The organism is Adlercreutzia sp. ZJ304, assembly GCF_011039075.1.
GTDB lineage: Bacteria > Actinomycetota > Coriobacteriia > Coriobacteriales > Eggerthellaceae > Adlercreutzia_A.
Genome location: NZ_JAAKEG010000003.1, coordinates 120,107 through 136,877, shown reverse-complemented (window position 1 = coordinate 136,877; position 16,771 = coordinate 120,107). Strand labels below are relative to the sequence as shown.

Here is a 16,771-nt window from a genome sequence, read left to right as displayed (position 1 = left end):
TTTCAAGCCCCCAGACTTAGAGGGGCACGGGATGTTTCACTTGTCGTGTCTGCGAGACATCAACGCCATAAATGGCATCTTCGCTTGCATAAAGCCAGTTGCCGGAATCTTGCCCCACACCTGATTCGTCTATGTCGGCAAACCAAGTGATGGTGCTAAGCTTGCCCCAATCTGCACCCTCTTGCCTTGGGTTAGCGCTGCTGCCCAGCTGCAGAACCAGCTTGCCTGTAAGCTTGCCGCCTGCTTTAACGGCCTCACCCTCTACCGTCTTCGCCGGCGTACTTCCAATGTCTTGCGTACTGTCTAAACTGCCGTTGATCGTAATGGGGCTGCTTCCACCAGAAATGATCACAGTGCCGTCATGGTTATCGGTGGCATCGCTGGCAAACTTGTATACATAGCTGCTATCGATGTCGCCAATCGAATTAACACCCAATGCCGTCTTAATGTTCTCGGCGTTAGCAGAATCGATTACCGAGGCAGCGCTCAATTCCACTTCGCGAGGAGTCGTGCTCGTAAAGGTGAGGCTATCCGTTGCCAAAGCTTGTTTGGCACCGTTCTTCAAAGTGAAGGTGCGATTCGCTATCGTATCCAGCGGAACTGTCACCGAGTAGACCGGGGTCCATGTAGCGTAGAGTTTCACTGTGAAGTTGAGGCTTGCATCTCCTGTAGTGCCAGTGGTAGCCACACCCGCAGCCTTTGCAAGCTCAATCGCCGTTGGTGAAGCCGTACCCTCTGTCGGGTCTGCCAGCCAACAACCATTGCCCTCAGCAAGCTTAATCGCATCGCCGGTAGGAACCTCGGTGAATGCATACCAAGCAGACAACTTGTGCCCAGTAACCGAACTTGCCACATTAGACGATGTAGGCAACGTTGCCTCTGCCTGCGCTTGAACATCTGCTGTCTGCATGGCAGACAAATCCCCCGAGTATTTGTAGTAGTCGATCGTGTAGGTAATGGGTGTCCATTTCGCATAGAGCGTAGTCTCAGCAACTATCTCGGTGGTGAAGTCGAACTTGTCTCCGAACGTGATAGTGCCATCGTTAGCTTCGGTGCCCTCGAACCAGCCGTCGAAGGTGTAACCCTCGTATGCTGGCGCATCGGCCGCCTCAACCGGGCTGCCTGCCGCAACTACTTCAGTGGTCACATCACCGGTACCATCGTTGTGCTTGAAATGCACGGCGTACTCGTTCGGACCCATATCATTAAAGGTAGCGGTATAGGTGGTGTCTCGCAGCACTTTGTCAACCTTCGGAGACCAGCCGGCAAACACATAGGTGTGTTGCGCATCGCCCGCTTTAGTGGGCATCGGTCCATCGTAGGAAGGCATCTGCTCCCAACGCAGACCGGTGTCCACCTCAAGCACCTCGCCACCCTCATTAACCCACGTTACCGTGTAAGTGCTCAGGGCGTTCTCGCTGTTAATTAGGCGAATACCAAGGGCAGAAGTGGCGATGATGTCGCCTGTCAGATTGCCGTCACCGTCAGTCTCGTCGGTCACGTTCTCGCCGGGAGCCGGTCCATCCGGCACATCATTGGATGTGTTAATAACCCGGATACCCAGCGTCGTAGTAGCTGTAACATTGCCGGTCAGATTACCCAAGTCATCGCGCTCATCTTCGGTATTATCGCCGGGAGCCGGCCCATCCGGCACATCCTGCGCGGTATTGATAATCTTGATGCCAAGCGTAGACGATACCTCGTATACCGCGTACTCCCACTTGGCGTAAAGCGTCATAGGTGCAGAGACTATCGTGCTATCGAAATAGAACGGCTGGGTGCAGTAACTGTCGCGATACCAACCGCCGAACGTGTAACCTGCACGCTCGGGAGACGGAGACGGCGCTACTACTTTATAGCCGCTTCGCTTCGTCGCAGTCTCGGTGGCATACACTGTATCCCCACTCGCATCGTTGCGATCGAAGGTGACTTCGTAACTCGGCTGCGGCACGGCGGTAAAGGTAGCCTCATAGACAGTGTCCTCAAAAACGTGGTCAATAGGTTTATCCCATCCGGCGAATTCATAGGTATAGTCGTAATCCTCGGGTCTTGTAGGCTCAGAACCGGTATATGCGGGTACTGTATTCCACGGCACCGTGTCGGTAGCAAGCACCGACCCGTCGTAGTTCTTCCACTCCACCGTATAGTCCTTCACAAACTCGGAATTGGTGAAGCGGATGCCTAGCGCAGACGTAGCTATCACGTTGCCGGTAAGGTTGCCGAAACTGTCTTGCTCGGGTGTAACGTTCTGACCGGGGTCTGGAGTGTCGATACCATTCGAGGAATCTATGACGCGAATTCCCATGGTGGAAGTGGCGAACACGTTGCCCGTCAGGTTGCCCAAGTCATCCTTCTCAGGGTCGACGTTCTGCCCCGGACGCGGACCATCGGGAACGTCGGTTGAGGTATCTATGACCTTCACGCCAATAGCCGAGGTAACGGTTGCCGTAGCATCCATTTCCTCAGCAAACGCCTCCGTGTAGCCCATCAGCGATTTCACAAGTGCGAAAGCGAGCACGCACGCAAACGCCACGGCGAGGCATCTGCCTTTTCTCTGTATCTGTTGTATGCGTTGCATATGCGTACCTCTTACATAAATGTTTAAAAGTTAGAGCTTCGCTTAGGTCTGCTGGTTTTAACCAGCAGACCTTACACGATGTGTTAGTTGCTAGATGCGCCTATTTACAGGCAGAACATCGGGGAGAAGGAAATGGGAAAGTAGAATAAGGTGTAGCCTGCCAATACATTTACCCGAGACAAAGAAGATGCAGAACCATTGTAGTCTCTCTTATACAATAATCTACTTCCCGGAACGCCACTAGCAGCAGAACGATGGTTCTCCCATACAAATTCCTTGGAACCGGAATATACGGTACCGTCCTCATTCAAGTAATAGCGCTGCAACGGTTCGTTCGTAGCACTAGAAACATTATTCTGAACATTGTGAACCTTGTAATACTCGTACTGATAACCTTCTTTAGATAGTGAATTAGCATTACCAGTATTCTTGATGCCCGCATCTCCTAAAAGCTCACGAGCAGATGCAAGAAATACCTTATCTGTTGACAACTCGGCATCAATTGCGAAATCTGCACCATTCCATTCAACAGTTGCTTTGTTGACTGAAACCATATTGGTCTGCAAAGCAGATGGAATCTTATTCCAGATGCGGCTATTTGTTATATTGCTATAGTCGGATGTGTACTGCATACTCGGGGGATTCATTTCATTTCTTACTAACGAAGTCTTCCAAGTTGGGTTATTCTGTCCCTGATTATTCACTACCTTAGGCCAGAACTGCCATCCATCCGATGCACTATCTGTAAACCAAGTAGAACCATCAGGATAAGTATTTGTCTCATTCACAGGCCAATAACCAGCTTCAGTTCCTGACTTAGTTAATGCTACTCGTTTTCTATTATTTGCATCATCGAGTACGGCATCAGGATAGAGCAGACCGCTGAACTGGAAGGTTAAGCCAGCTTTGCCAGTATTGTCAGCCCTGTCATCATGCAAAAGACCAACAATGTCTAGGTCGTAGCGAATAGAATCTTTGACGTTCAGACCTTCATCCGGATCTTCCGTACCACCCTCTGTTGGTGTGCCCGGCTCCTCTGTTGTAGGCTCCTCTGTTGTAGGCTCATCTGCTATGCCTTTTATCTCGTTAGGCACCTTCCAAGATGTACCCCATGTGGTGCGGCACTCATAGGCGCTCTCGTCCTTGATGTAGTTTAGATACATGCCGTAGTAAACGGAATTTTCGCCATTTTTGGTGATATCGTTGGAGTGGTTCTTCACGTCAGTAAGGCTAAAGCACTCGTTCGTGCCTTTATCAATCAGATAAAATGCCGAGTTCTGTTCCAGCTTTGCGTTGGTAGCTTCTTGGTTTATCGTACCGTCACCATTACGCACAGTCAAACTACCTTTTGGTACATATTCGGATATGTAATACTTCACGTCTACCAACTTATGGAAGCTGCCATCAGCAATAGAATTAAGATTGGCGGCGTTAAACTGTACGTCCTTGTTTCCCGCCGTGGTTGCCGTAACCACATTGCTGTTATCGGTATAGGTAGGCATCTTGTAGTAATCGTTAGAGTCGTCGGTGTTCGTCAGGTTCAGCCGCCACGTGCAGTCAAGCTCGCCATTAGAACCGACCAAGAACAAGTCGTTGGCAAACTTAGTATAGGTACCCGCAACCAAACTCTCGTCTGCGTCGGTATCAACAGCCTGATCGGGACGAGTGGTTGGATACAGCGAAAACCAATTCTTGTAGTTCGCACCGAAGAAACGTGAGTCGTTAGTAACCTCTTCAGTGGGGCTAACTGCTTCGAACATATCTTGCCACGTAGAATCGGTGGAACCGTTAATCTCAATGCCCTTCACCATAAGAGCAGTATCACCCTTGTTCTGTATCTTAAATCCTTGGGTGATGCTATCGGAGGGATTGGCAATATCGTAACCCTCAGTGCCACCGAAGGTGACTACAACAGGAACGGATACGTTAATGGCTTGGACGGCGAGTGGGTCTATGCCTTCGTCGCTTTGTTCAACAATGGAGCCATTCGCCACACCCTCCACAGCATGAGCCGTACCGGGGATGAGCGGAAACATCGTCAGCGCAAGAGCGGCAACTGTCACCCCCGATATCATCCGTTTGGTCAAACTCGTTGTCTTCATTTCCTTCTTCCTTTACTACTCGTGGCACGCACGTGCCTTGTCCCTATGTTTATCGGGTACCTTGGATACGTGATATATCTGTATGAATTGGGGCTTTGGGGTTTTATGGTTCGAGAAGCGTAAGCGTCTCTGAACTGATGGAACCATCTGGCTGCAATCGATCGAGGTCGATTGCCAGACTTATATGGAAGCGCATATTGCCTTCAGAAAGCGCAGTTATCGTTCCTGCGTCTACATCTATAGAGAACGATTTGGCAGGGTAGGTTACTACGGGATACACATCCCCGGTTGCATAGATATATCCCTCTCCATTGAAGAGCGAGACAGTGCCCCCAACGCAAATGTCGAAGGTGTCAGAGCTCAGCTTCACGCCAAAGGGATGAAAAGTATTGCCAGTTGCAGGCACTCCCGTCTTCCAAGCGTATTCGTTTGCTTCGTTGTAGGGTGCGTATACATGAGCGTTGGTGGTGCCATCTAAAGCGTTCGCGGCTACCTCCGCCGTACCCCGCGCGTCCACAATTGTTATACCGTCGATGTTGGCGAAAGCTTCGTCATCTATGGCTTGCAGCTGCGCTGGTACCACAAAGTTACTAAGATTCGTGTTCGCAAATGCGCGCTTGCCTATGGTTTTCACTGTGTCCGGAATATAGACAGCCTCAAGATTAGCAAGACCATCAAATGCGCCATCGGCAATGGTAGATACGGTGTATTCCATGCCCGCTACAACACCAGCGTCAGGTATTACAACAGCCGACGGAATATCCTCGCCCGCCCAGCCTACTGCTAGCGTGTAGTCGTCTTGCAAGGTAAATGTAAAGCCGCTTTCGTTTTCTTCAGGGCTTTCAACTTGACCCGGCATTGCTGGGTCAGCAAAGTTGCAAAACCCTACCGCTTCCCAAGCAGCTTTAGCAGCATCGTGTTCATCTGCAGAAACACGCAGGGCAACAGTAGCACCCTGTACAACAGCGCCTGCAAACGCTGGGTATATATCGTAGGTGTCTTCAATCTGGCTGGAAACTCCAGCTTCAATGGCTTTAACTTTTCCATCTGAAACTATGGTTGACAAGCTTTCGTTTCCCCAGAAAGCACCTTCTGCAATTTGCGTGCATTCAGCTGCCACAGTAACGCTAGCGCCAATTCCGGCAGGTGCAGCTATAAGAGTAGTTTTGTCAGCTGTGTATAAGATACCGTCCTGAGTGGTAAGAGCATTTGAATTAGCCGTGCTCCCATTGGGAAATACAATGGTCTGAAGCTTGGTGCAACGGGAAAATACGCAAGCAGGGACGGCGACCAATGTGTCAGGGAGCACGGACATGCCCTCCATACCCTCCGGGACGAGGAGGAGGCTTGTTAGGTCGGCATTGCAAAGAATGCCGTTATAACTTGAGTAAACAGGGTTTTCCTCTGCCACATGTATTGCTGTGGCGTTTGGGAATAACTGGAAAAAGCCTACATCGATAGATTTAACTGTAGATGGAATAGTTATAGAGGTAACGCCAAGTGTTTTCTCGGCTTCGGCGTAATATTCACTTGTATAGGGATTTGTGGCGCTTTGGGAATTTTGGGAGTTTGCCGCGCTTGTGGAATTTGCCACATCTGCAGCGCTTGCCGCACCTTCAGCAGTGTTTGATTGAGTTACCGCACCAGCGGTTGAAATTTTTTGGGTTTCTGCGGGGTTTTCAGGGTCTAACCTAGAATCGCAGAACCCCCCCCCCCATTTCTATATTCGAACTTATGTTCGTTACTGTGTAGGTTTTCTCACCAGAAACAACTTGTTCAGGAATTTCTAGTGCACCTTCGGGGCTTGTGCTAAAACCAACCAGTGTTGCTGTGGCGGTTGCCTCATCTGCCACATAGTTTAGATCGTTGTAGGTAAGCATGGTGGCAATATCTGCATCTAAGTTCACAGGAACACTTGCGCGCACCACATCTTGCACTTCTATAGGAGTAGCAACAAGCGCATTTTCGCCTTCTTGTGTCTGCACATTTGTTGTATTGGTTTTAGAATCTGCTGCATCCGCCGCATTGCCTTTATTGTTTTCATCTGCAAAAGCTGCAAACGGCGCAAGAGAGCATGCTAGCGTTGTGGATAAAACCACAGAAGCAGCTCGTTTGAGCATAGTAGTGTCACTCATATCTATCTGTCCCTTAATGTTCATCATCTATTGCGTCCCGTGCAATAACTGCCTTGATGAACTTCGTCTTTTTTTATACCCGATGCCTTTTAAGGCTGAACAATTTATACGCCTCGCACAAAGCAAAATGCAAGCATAAATTTGAGAATGGGCAGAGCCCTTCACGATTTCAACAGATATGCATTTATCTTATCAAGATATAATACAAGTGTTCTAAATATCGAACATTATGTGAAGATTTCCCAGCTAAAAGAGTATTTTTCGCCTCTTACTTCCCTTATTAAACACAATACACTATAATGCACTTATCATTCATTTTGGATGCAATTAGGAGTAAATATGCCAGCCTTACAATTAAAAGACTGCCCCCCTGATGTATACGACACATTACGAATATGTGCCAACAACGAAGACCGAAGCATTGCCCAGCAAACTCTGCACATACTTAGAAATTATCTAGATTTATACAATCAGGTGCGTGGCACAACCAATCCCGATAGCGTGATATTTAATCCAAATTTAGCTGCGTGCCACATCAATGAAGAAACTAGATTGAAAATTAGAACAGAACAGCGCAGGAAATTATTCGAAAAGATTAGTTTATTAGAACCGATCGAGCTATCTGAGGATTTTCAAGATACGGCAGAAATGATAAGGCAAGAACGCGAATCCCGAATGGATCGTATAATTCCAGAATTAGCAGGTAAATAATGGTTGTTATGGATTGTAGTGCCGCGGTTAATATTGCTTTAGACAATGAAAAAGGAAACGGGCTTCTTATGCTCTTGCAGCCTAATGAAGAAATTATTGCCCCTACTTTTTTTCGTATAGAATTGAGAAATTCATTTTGGAAATATATTGTCCATGGCGAGATGGACGAGCTTACAGCCCAAGAACGAATGACATACGCAGAAAGCCTTATTACCAAATTTGTACATACCGAAGACTATATGACGGAGGTCTTCTCTCAAGCTGTAAAGTTTCAACATCCCGTATATGACATGCTCTATCTGTGTATGACGCGGCGCAATGGAGCCACTTTGTTCACACTAGATCAAAAGCTAATGCAGATATGTCGCGAAGCAAAAGTTAACTGCACCGAACTGGTAGATTTTTAACTAGTTGCTATCCAATTAATGTTGCGTTATTTTTGATTGCGCATAATTCGTTAACACTTTAGGAGATCTCATGTCCAAACAAGAACCATCTATAGATCAGTGGCTAAAAGAAGCGAAAACATCGCCGGAAGCAGAGCAATGCGGCATGTTTCTTACCCACAACGGCGTAGTGCGTATAACTCCGAAAGCGCAGGTGCGTGAAGGCGTTGAAGGGCTAGGCAATGTTGCGCAAGTAGAATTCAGCTACGATGCAGCTGGTGTAGACGCAGCTATAGAAGAAGCGCTTACGTGGCCCGGTGTGTATTATGTGCGCGTATGGTTAAATGAAGGTAAGTTAGGTGTGGGCGACAGTCTGATGTATGTTTTAATCGGCGCAGATATACGCCCGAACTGCATTGACGCACTACAGAAGCTTGTGGGCAAAATCAAAAACGACTTAGTTGTAGAGAAGGAAATATACGCCTAGTTACGAATTAACTAATCCCACGGATCTGGCTCATAAAAAGGCTCGATATACGGTCTGTCGCTATACGGATCGTACCCGTCATCATCTTCATTGGCGGCACGTAAATAAAGGTCGCACTTGGCAGATTTCTTAGAAGAGCCGTGTGCTTTTGCCGCGACTCTTCTCTTTTCATCAGAATCCAACTCAGATTTTTTCATAGCCTACTGCCCCATCCAATGAAAATATCAACAGTGAAATCAGAAAGACGAAGTGAAGGCTGCGTAGCTTTCGAACGTAGCCTTCCTGATTTCACGCATCGAATATAGAATCTAATCTACAATCCGTAAGTAAAGCCTGAAAGACGGAGTGAAGGCTGCGTAGCTTCTGAACGTAATCTTTCAGGCTTTACACATCAACACACCCTATTGGAAATACTTTACTCCAGCTTCAAAAATTGGCTGATACAAATTACCGGGAACGTTCTTGTACAAATTAGTTCCCGCGCGCTCAGTATGCCCCATTTTCCCAAGCACTCGTCCATCCGGACTGGTTATTCCCTCTATAGCCAACATACTGCCATTCGGGTTAACAGCCAAATCCATCGAAGGCCTAGCGCAAGAATCCACATACTGAGTAGCTACCTGCCCCGCCACAACCAGTTTATCCAACAGGTCAGGTGGTGCCACAAAGCGCCCTTCGCCATGACTTATAGCTACAGTATGCACGTCACCCACCTTGCATTCTGCAAGCCACGGCGACAAATTAGAAGCCACCCGCGTATGCACCAAACGACTTTGATGACGTCCTATCTGATTGAATGTTAACGTCGCGCAATCGGCATCTATAGGGCGAATATCTCCATAAGGCACAAGCCCCAATTTCACCAGCGCCTGAAAACCGTTGCATATGCCAAGCATTAAACCATCGCGATTTTGCAGCAAATCGCGCACAGCGTCGGTCACAGCAGGCGCACGGAAAAACGATGTTATAAATTTCGCCGACCCATCGGGCTCATCGCCCCCCGAAAAACCACCCGGCAACATAACTATTTGTGCACTTCGAATAAGTTTCGCTAATTCAGCGGTACTTTCTCGTACTGCATCGGGCGACAAATTGTTAATAACATACGTAGTGGCACGCGCACCCGCGCGCTCAAACGCTGCCGCAGAATCATATTCGCAATTATTTCCGGGAAACACCGGAATAACAACATGAGGTCGAGCAATAGCCGCGCCGCTATAAGTTGTTGCAGAGCCCGCGCTGTAGCTAATTACAGAAATATCTTCTGCCGCCTCTGTTTCTTCACGCTTAGTGCGATACGGAAACACGCTTTCAATACCAGATTCCCATATCTCTTGAAGTTCATCCAAGTTAAGTGTTTCTTCGGGCAACGCCAATTCGTAAGCTTTTGTTACCGTACCTATAACGTTAATTTCTATATCGTCTGTGGAAGCAGGCACCTGCGCACGCTCGTCCATCTCTAAGATGAACGACCCATATGCAAGACTAAACAGCGTGTCCGCAGTTGAAGTTGCACCAAAAATAGGAGGCAAATTATTTAAGCTAACACCTAGGCGATTGCCCACGCACATCTTAAACAACGCTTCCGCCACGCCACCGTAGCCAGAAATGCTAGCGGCAAGCACTTCGCCGCGACCAATAGCGGCTTCCACCCAATCTAGCACGGCGCACGCAGATGCCGCGTCAGGCACAATGTAGTTTGCAAAGTCTCTGGAATATTTGGGAGACACTAACACTATGCGACTTCCCGCGCGCTTAAATTCGGGCGATGTAATTCTGTCCACACATCCCACAGCTGTCGCAAAAGATACCAGTGTAGGCGGCACATCAAGCTGTTCAAAACTGCCCGACATAGAATCTTTACCACCAATTGCGCCAACATGGAAATCTAACTGCGCCATTAGCGCACCCAAAACAGCTGCAACTGGCTTTCCCCAGCGCGCAGGCTCGTCTCGCAATTTTTCAAAATACTCTTGGAATGTTAAATATATATCAGCACGTTTGAAGCCCGTAGCCACAAGTTTTGCCACTGATTCCAATACTGCAATATAGCTACCTACGAACGGATCAGCTTCGGTTAAGTAAGGGTTAAAGCCCCACGAAAGCCCAGAAACTGTAGTGGTCTTACCACCTAAAACTGGCAGCTTCGCCACCATTGCCAAAGCAGGTGTAAGTTGCGTGGCGCCACCAAAAGGCATAAGAATAGTAGCTGCACCTATTGTAGAGTCAAACCGTTCCGCTAGACCCTTATTCGAAGCAACGTTTATATCGGATAACAGCGCACAGAAACGCTGCTTGATAGTGCCTTTGTCATTCGACAAAACCGCCTTGCTGCCGCCTGTAGCCTTTCGCACTTCAACAGCTTGAAACTTCGGTGCCCCATTGCTGGCAAGAAATTCGCGAGAAACATCAACAATATTCTTACCGCGCCACGTCATACATACACGCGGCTCAGCTGTAACGCGCGCCACTGGAGTAGCTTCCAAATTTTCCTCGTGCGCCAAGCCAATGAATGCCTCAACATCTTCGGAAGCCAATGCGACCGCCATGCGCTCTTGACTTTCAGAAATAGCTATTTCGGTACCATCTAATCCGGCATACTTCAGAGGTACTGCGTCTAAGTCAATCTGTAAGCCATCGGCAAGTTCTCCTATTGCTACAGAAACGCCGCCCGCACCAAAATCGTTGCAGCGTTTTATCATGCGGCAAGCCTCGCCCCGCCTAAACAAACGCTGTATTTTGCGCTCGACCGGGGCGTTGCCCTTCTGCACCTCGGCACCACAGTTTTCCAAGCTGTTCAGCCCATGCGCCTTCGACGACCCCGTGGCACCACCTATACCATCACGCCCGGTACGACCGCCCAGCAAAACCACAACATCGCCCGGCGCTGGCGTTTCCCTGCGAACATGATCAGCCGGCGTAGCGCCTACAACCGCACCAATTTCCATACGCTTTGCCGCATACCCCGGATGGTAAAGTTCGTTTACCTGCCCGGTAGCCAACCCAATCTGATTGCCATACGACGAATAGCCCTCAGCTGCCGTTATACATAACTTACGCTGGGGCAACTTACCGGGCAACGTGTCAGACATGGGCGCGGTAGGATCAGATGCGCCCGTTACGCGCATCGCCTGATACACATAGCTGCGCCCTGAAAGCGGATCGCGAATGGCACCACCAACACACGTAGCCGCACCACCAAAAGGCTCAATCTCGGTAGGATGATTGTGCGTCTCATTCTTGAACAAATACAACCAATCCTGCAGTTGCCCGTCAACATCTACTTTCACGCGCACAGTACAAGCATTTATTTCTTCAGACTCATCCACGCCGCGCATAATACCCTGCGCCTTTAGCCATCGCGCACCTATAGTGCCCATATCCATCAAGCATACGGGCTTATCTTCGCGACCAAGATTGCGGCGCAATTCTAAATACTTATCAAACGCGCGTTGCACATTCGCATCGGCAATTTCAAAATCGGTTAGCTGCGTGCCGAAAGTGGTATGGCGGCAATGGTCAGACCAATATGTGTCTACCATTTTTACTTCCGTAATAGTAGGAGAGCGCCCCTCTTCACGAAAATATTGCTGCAAGAACGTTATATCAGCCAAATCCATAGCAAGCCCACGCTCGGCAATAAAGCCCGCAAGACCATCTTCGTCTAACTGAAGAAAACCATCTAACACTTCTACATCGGCAGGCTCTGGAAAATCTTGCTCTAGTGTTTTCACTGGCTCTAGCTGCGCTTCGCGTGCCTCAACCGGATTAATAACGTAATGTTTAACAGCCTCAATATCGTCTGCGGAAAGATCGCCTTCCAAAACATAAACAGTAGCCGTGCGCACATCGGGGCGCACCTGCTGTCCTATTAGAAGCATACATTCCGCTGCGCTATCGGCACGCTGGTCGAATTGCCCCGGCAGCGACTCAACGGCGAATACTTCCGCTTTCGCAGAAATGTTCGCTTCATCTAAAGTGCGATACGTGAAATCTACCTGAGGTTCGCTGAATACTCCTGCAACGCTGCTGGCAAATAATTCATCACCAGCACCTTCCACATCGTAGCGATTCAGCACACGCAGACCATGCAGCCCCTGCACGCCCAGCACATCACGCAATTCGCTTGTTAAGCGACTAACATGCGGATCAAACCCCGGCTTCTTTTCTACGTATATTCTGTTAACCATTGTCGTCCACCTTCGCAGGCTTAGTTTTAGCCTTTTCGCCAGCCTTGCCGGTAGCTTCCGGTTTTGACGCATCCGCTTCGGCATTCGCCTCATCCGCTTGCGATTTCTTACGAGCTTCCTCGGCTAACTTAGCAGCCTCAGCCTGCTGTGCCTTTTTTCGACGCGCACCTAAGCCGCGTCGGCTCTGCACCACGGGCTTCGCTTTTTCTTCCTCAGCCTCTTTCTTTGCAGCGGCAGCTTTATTGCCGGCTTTGCGCGCAGCTCTTGCGTCCTCTTCCTCAAGCGCTACCATGCGCGCCTGATAAGCCTTGCGCTCTTTGCGAATTTTTGAAAAGTCTACATAGAATGCAAAGATTATTAGCGCATACGCCAAGAACAATGCCACAATTGCCAGCCAATCGGGCTGCACGCCACGCAATGCCCACGACGCGCAAACGCACACAATAGCGCCGCCTAGCGACAACATCCATGTAATACGCAATTTCTTATAGCGGGCGGTATCTGGCTTGTAATATTTTCTGTCCAGTTCACGCTGGCGCTCTTGCTCTTTTTTGCGTGCCGCCTTTTGTGCAGCCTTTCGCTCAGCTGGCGTTTTTTTAGCCGTCCCTACCGTAACTGTTGCTGCAGCTTTCGATTTCGGCTTAGCCGAAGCCGCGCTTTTACGTGTAACTCCATGTTTATTCTCGCTGTTATACCGCTCATTCATAGGATTGCGCTGCGACATGCAAAACTCCTGTCCGGGTTCTTAAATAACTTACCAATTATAGTAAATTATCAAGCACTATCGCGCACTATTAACGACACATTGCACCATAAGTAAAGTTGGAAAGGACAAGAAATTCTGGCAATACGGAAGAACGGAGTGAAGGTTGCGTAGCCTCTGAACGTAACCTTTCCGACTTTACGCCCTGATATATCCGACGTATATCCGACGCGCAAAAGTTACAGCGGCTTACCAACCAAAAGTTCGTAAGCTTGTAAGTATTTCTGCGATGTACGCTCTATTATTTCCTGAGGCAAACGCGGAGGTGTACCTTGCTTATCCCAATTTGCCGTAAGCCAATCGCGCACAAATTGCTTATCGAACGACGGCTGATCTTTTCCGGGCGCATATTCATCAGCCGGCCAAAAACGCGACGAATCAGGTGTTAACACTTCATCACCAAGCGCTATACAACCATCTGCACCGCGCCCAAATTCAAATTTCGTATCCGCAATTATTATGCCGCGCTGACTAGCGTATTCAGCAGCCGCATTGTAAACCAGCGTAGACAGCCGCCTTAATTCCTGCGCGTCATCTTCGCCTAGTATCTGCGCGCATCGCTCGAAGCTGATGTTTTCATCATGATCGCCAATTTCAGCTTTCGTGGAAGGCGTAAACAGCACTTCGGGAAGCTTCGAAGAATTTTGTAGCCCATCGGGCAAGTGAATGCCGCACACTGTTCCTTCGCGCTTATATTCTTTCAAACCGCTACCAGCCAAATATCCGCGCACTATACACTCTACCGGGAACATCTCCATTTTGCGTACTATCATAAAGCGCCCGTCAAGCCACTCTGACCACGGCGCAAATTCATCCGGCAAATCTGCCACATCGGTGGTAATCATATGGTTATCCACCACATCGTCAAGCAATTCAAACCAGAATTTAGAAATCTGCGTTAGAACTTTGCCCTTATAGGGAATCTCGTCTTCCAAGACATAGTCGAATGCCGATATACGATCGGTTGCCACCAACATCAACTTGTCGCCCAAATCGTATATATCGCGCACCTTACCCTGAGATATCGGCTTGATTGTTATCGGATTCACGATTGCCTCCTGTCGCTTATGCGGTTGCGCTGCAAATTACTACGTGCACGAACACGCGATATTGTATCTTCATAAAGCGGAATATGTATTGTAAACGTGGCGCCTTTGCCTGTTTCGCCCTCTACGCCTATCCAGCCCTTATGGCGATCTACAATTTCTTTTACCACCGCAAGACCGATTCCTAAGCCTCCGCTTGCCCTAGCACGCCCTGCATCGGCACGCCAGAAGCGTCCAAATACCATTTTGGCTTCTTCGGGAGACAATCCAATGCCCGTGTCGCTAACAGCAATATTAGCCATAGCAGTACTGCGACGTACACTTACATCTATGCGTCCACCTTCGGGCGTATAGCGAACCGCATTCGAAATTAGATTCACAACAGCTTGACGAATCATATCGGAGTCGCCAAGTACAAGCACGCGGTCGTCGGTATAGAAAGTAAGCGTCAACCCCGATTCTGTTACAAATTGCTCGTGAGTTTGCACAACTTCGCCAATAAGTTCGCCAAGGTTTACCACGTTTTGCTTCATAGGATTGCTTCTATTTTCCAAACGCGATAACTTCAGCAATGCATCAACCAGACGGCTCAGGCGCTGAACTTCACTATTTACTCTTTCCAGATGCTCTTCGTCGGTATCGTATACGCCATCTATCATGGCTTCCATGTTTGCCTGTATAGACATTAGTGGCGTTCGAAGTTCATGCGCCACATCGGATGTTAAGCGCTGCTCTAACTTGCGATCGTTTTCAACCGAAGCAATCATGGCATCGAAAGTTTCGCCTAAATGCGCTATCTCGTCTTCACCTGTTAAATTAGAGCGCGCATTCAATTTGCCAGCCTTTACCGCAGCAGCCGTGCGTGTAAGACGATTAATCGGTGCCACCAAACGCCGCGCAAACACCATGCCAAACAGCGATGCAATCGCCACAGCAGCCAAACCCGCAAAAATCAGCGCCGCATATGAATTGTCTCTGAACTGCCTGTCCAGCTTGTTCATAAGCGTGTCAGACCCGTAAACCCACATGCGAACCGAACCTACAACTTTGTCGCCCACCTTAATTTTTGCGCCGGCAATTTGCGCAGGATCGCTAGGTTCAAATGATGTGCCATCCCCCCTAGGGGCGCTTTCATTAGAAGTTTCATAAATCGTATTGCCCGCAGCATCTAACACTTTTATGCTAACTTCGGGCGACACTTCCGCTGCCATAGCAATAGTTTCTACCGCTTCAGAGTCCAATTCGCCCGAATTCTCGTAAACCAAAGCTATACGAGTAGCGGCAGTCGAGGCTAGCGACTCTATATTTTCTGCGGTATAAGCTTGAAAATATTGACCCCAAACAGCGCTAACTACGCATACAGAAATTATGGCTGTAAGCGCCGCTATCATTGCAAACGATAGCGCAATACGTGTTACGTAGGTTAAATTTGCCCAGCGCAAGCGCGAAAAAAAGCTGCGCTTGCGCTTTGTTTCTTCCGCGTCTTCTGAAGCAAAATTTTCTTCAGAATTACTAGGGCGCTTTTCATCTGCCGCAGGCGCAGCTTCGGGCGTATTCTGATCCGTAGTAGTTTCGCTATCCATTACTTTAGATTTACAGGGCTCTACAGTTCACACTAAATAGACTGGGTAGGATCTTCAAAACGATAACCCACACCGTGTACGGTATGAAGCCACTTAGGATTCTTCGGATTATCGCCAATCTTGGCACGCAGGTTCTTCACATGACTGTCTATCGTGCGCTCGTAGCCCTCAAAGTCGTAGCCAAGCACTTTCTCAACCAATTCCATACGCGAATACACACGACCGGGATAGCGCGAAAGCGTAGTAAGCAACTTAAATTCGCTAGCCGTTAGGTCTATCTCTTTGCCATCGACCAAAACCTTATGACCTGAGATATCTATAATCAACTCGCCAAACTCTAGCACCTCGCGCTGCGGCGCATCGTTTGAATGGGCACGGCGCAGAAGCGACCTTACACGCGCAACCAATTCACGCGGGCTGAAGGGCTTTACCAGATAATCGTCCGCACCAAGCTCTAAACCTATTACGCGATCTTCCACTTCACCTTTTGCGGTAAGCATAATAATGGGAACATCCGAACTGTCGCGAACAGTGCGGCATACACGTTCGCCTGAAACGCGCGGAAGCATAAGATCCAAAATGATTAAGTCGTAGTGGTGCTTCGCGAATTCATCTAGCGCATCCTGCCCATCGCCGACAGCAGTTACCCAGTAGTTGTCGCGCTCTAAATACGCTGTTACAGCATCACGAATATTCTTCTCGTCCTCAACAAGCAAAATGCGTCGCGTATCATTATTCATAACTAACGCCTCCGAAAAGTCAGCAGCACATACCAACACAAAATAATCTT

The 16,771-nt window shown here is 48.7% G+C and carries 13 protein-coding genes; 3 read left to right on the top strand and 10 right to left on the bottom strand.

The genetic code is table 11. The features are described 5' to 3' along the window. Nucleotides 1-16: 16 nt before the first annotated feature. From G7Y46_RS02105 to G7Y46_RS02090, 4 genes are all read right to left on the bottom strand, one after another. Entirely contained in the window at nt 17-2,578 is a 2,562-nt protein-coding gene (locus G7Y46_RS02105; protein ID WP_165252115.1) for an InlB B-repeat-containing protein, read from the bottom strand. A 104-nt stretch (nt 2,579-2,682) separates the two neighbouring features. Then, nucleotides 2,683-4,680: a hypothetical protein gene (locus tag G7Y46_RS02100; RefSeq protein ID WP_165252113.1), complete on the bottom strand. Its 1,998-nt coding sequence runs from the start codon at nt 4,678-4,680 to the stop codon at nt 2,683-2,685. A 103-nt stretch (nt 4,681-4,783) separates the two neighbouring features. Next, on the bottom strand, nt 4,784-6,274 hold the full coding sequence (locus tag G7Y46_RS02095) for a leucine-rich repeat domain-containing protein (RefSeq protein WP_165252111.1): 1,491 nt from the start codon (nt 6,272-6,274) through the stop codon (nt 4,784-4,786). 97 nt (nt 6,275-6,371) lie between these two features. After that, nucleotides 6,372-6,842: a hypothetical protein gene (locus tag G7Y46_RS02090; RefSeq protein ID WP_165252109.1), complete on the bottom strand. Its 471-nt coding sequence runs from the start codon at nt 6,840-6,842 to the stop codon at nt 6,372-6,374. 312 nt (nt 6,843-7,154) lie between these two features. Between G7Y46_RS02090 and G7Y46_RS02085 the strand changes: the two genes are divergently transcribed. From G7Y46_RS02085 to G7Y46_RS02075, 3 genes are all read left to right on the top strand, one after another. Further along, nucleotides 7,155-7,526: a hypothetical protein gene (locus tag G7Y46_RS02085; RefSeq protein WP_165062017.1), complete on the top strand. Its 372-nt coding sequence runs from the start codon at nt 7,155-7,157 to the stop codon at nt 7,524-7,526. Then, the gene (locus G7Y46_RS02080; protein ID WP_165062015.1) at nt 7,526-7,933 is read left to right on the top strand and encodes a type II toxin-antitoxin system VapC family toxin; all 408 of its coding nucleotides are present in this window, start codon (nt 7,526-7,528) and stop codon (nt 7,931-7,933) included. The genes G7Y46_RS02085 and G7Y46_RS02080 overlap by 1 nt, the downstream gene beginning before the upstream one ends. 70 nt (nt 7,934-8,003) lie before the next feature. Beyond that, nucleotides 8,004-8,399 (top strand): molybdenum cofactor biosynthesis protein MoaE, encoded by a 396-nt coding sequence (locus tag G7Y46_RS02075; protein WP_165062013.1) that lies wholly within the window; start codon nt 8,004-8,006, stop codon nt 8,397-8,399. A gap of 11 nt (nt 8,400-8,410) precedes the next feature. Here G7Y46_RS02075 and G7Y46_RS02070 read toward each other — a convergent pair whose 3' ends face one another. The 6 genes from G7Y46_RS02070 to G7Y46_RS02045 all read right to left on the bottom strand — a co-directional run bounded on the left by G7Y46_RS02070 (nt 8,411) and on the right by G7Y46_RS02045 (nt 16,721). Further along, nucleotides 8,411-8,596: a hypothetical protein gene (locus G7Y46_RS02070; RefSeq protein WP_165251962.1), complete on the bottom strand. Its 186-nt coding sequence runs from the start codon at nt 8,594-8,596 to the stop codon at nt 8,411-8,413. A gap of 204 nt (nt 8,597-8,800) precedes the next feature. After that, nucleotides 8,801-12,589: a phosphoribosylformylglycinamidine synthase gene (locus tag G7Y46_RS02065; protein WP_165252107.1), complete on the bottom strand. Its 3,789-nt coding sequence runs from the start codon at nt 12,587-12,589 to the stop codon at nt 8,801-8,803. Further along, the gene (locus tag G7Y46_RS02060; RefSeq protein ID WP_206214160.1) at nt 12,582-13,313 is read right to left on the bottom strand and encodes a hypothetical protein; all 732 of its coding nucleotides are present in this window, start codon (nt 13,311-13,313) and stop codon (nt 12,582-12,584) included. The genes G7Y46_RS02065 and G7Y46_RS02060 overlap by 8 nt, the downstream gene beginning before the upstream one ends. A 218-nt stretch (nt 13,314-13,531) precedes the next feature. Next, nucleotides 13,532-14,401, bottom strand: coding sequence for a phosphoribosylaminoimidazolesuccinocarboxamide synthase (locus tag G7Y46_RS02055; protein WP_165252105.1), 870 nt, complete (start codon nt 14,399-14,401; stop codon nt 13,532-13,534). Further along, nucleotides 14,398-15,981 carry an ATP-binding protein gene (locus G7Y46_RS02050; RefSeq protein WP_165252103.1) on the bottom strand — a complete coding sequence of 528 codons (1,584 nt, stop codon included), beginning with the start codon at nt 15,979-15,981 and terminating at the stop codon, nt 14,398-14,400. Before G7Y46_RS02050 ends, G7Y46_RS02055 begins: the two co-directional genes overlap by 4 nt. 32 nt (nt 15,982-16,013) lie before the next feature. Then, nucleotides 16,014-16,721 carry a response regulator transcription factor gene (locus G7Y46_RS02045; protein ID WP_165062006.1) on the bottom strand — a complete coding sequence of 236 codons (708 nt, stop codon included), beginning with the start codon at nt 16,719-16,721 and terminating at the stop codon, nt 16,014-16,016. Between the last annotated feature and the right edge of the window lie 50 nt (nt 16,722-16,771).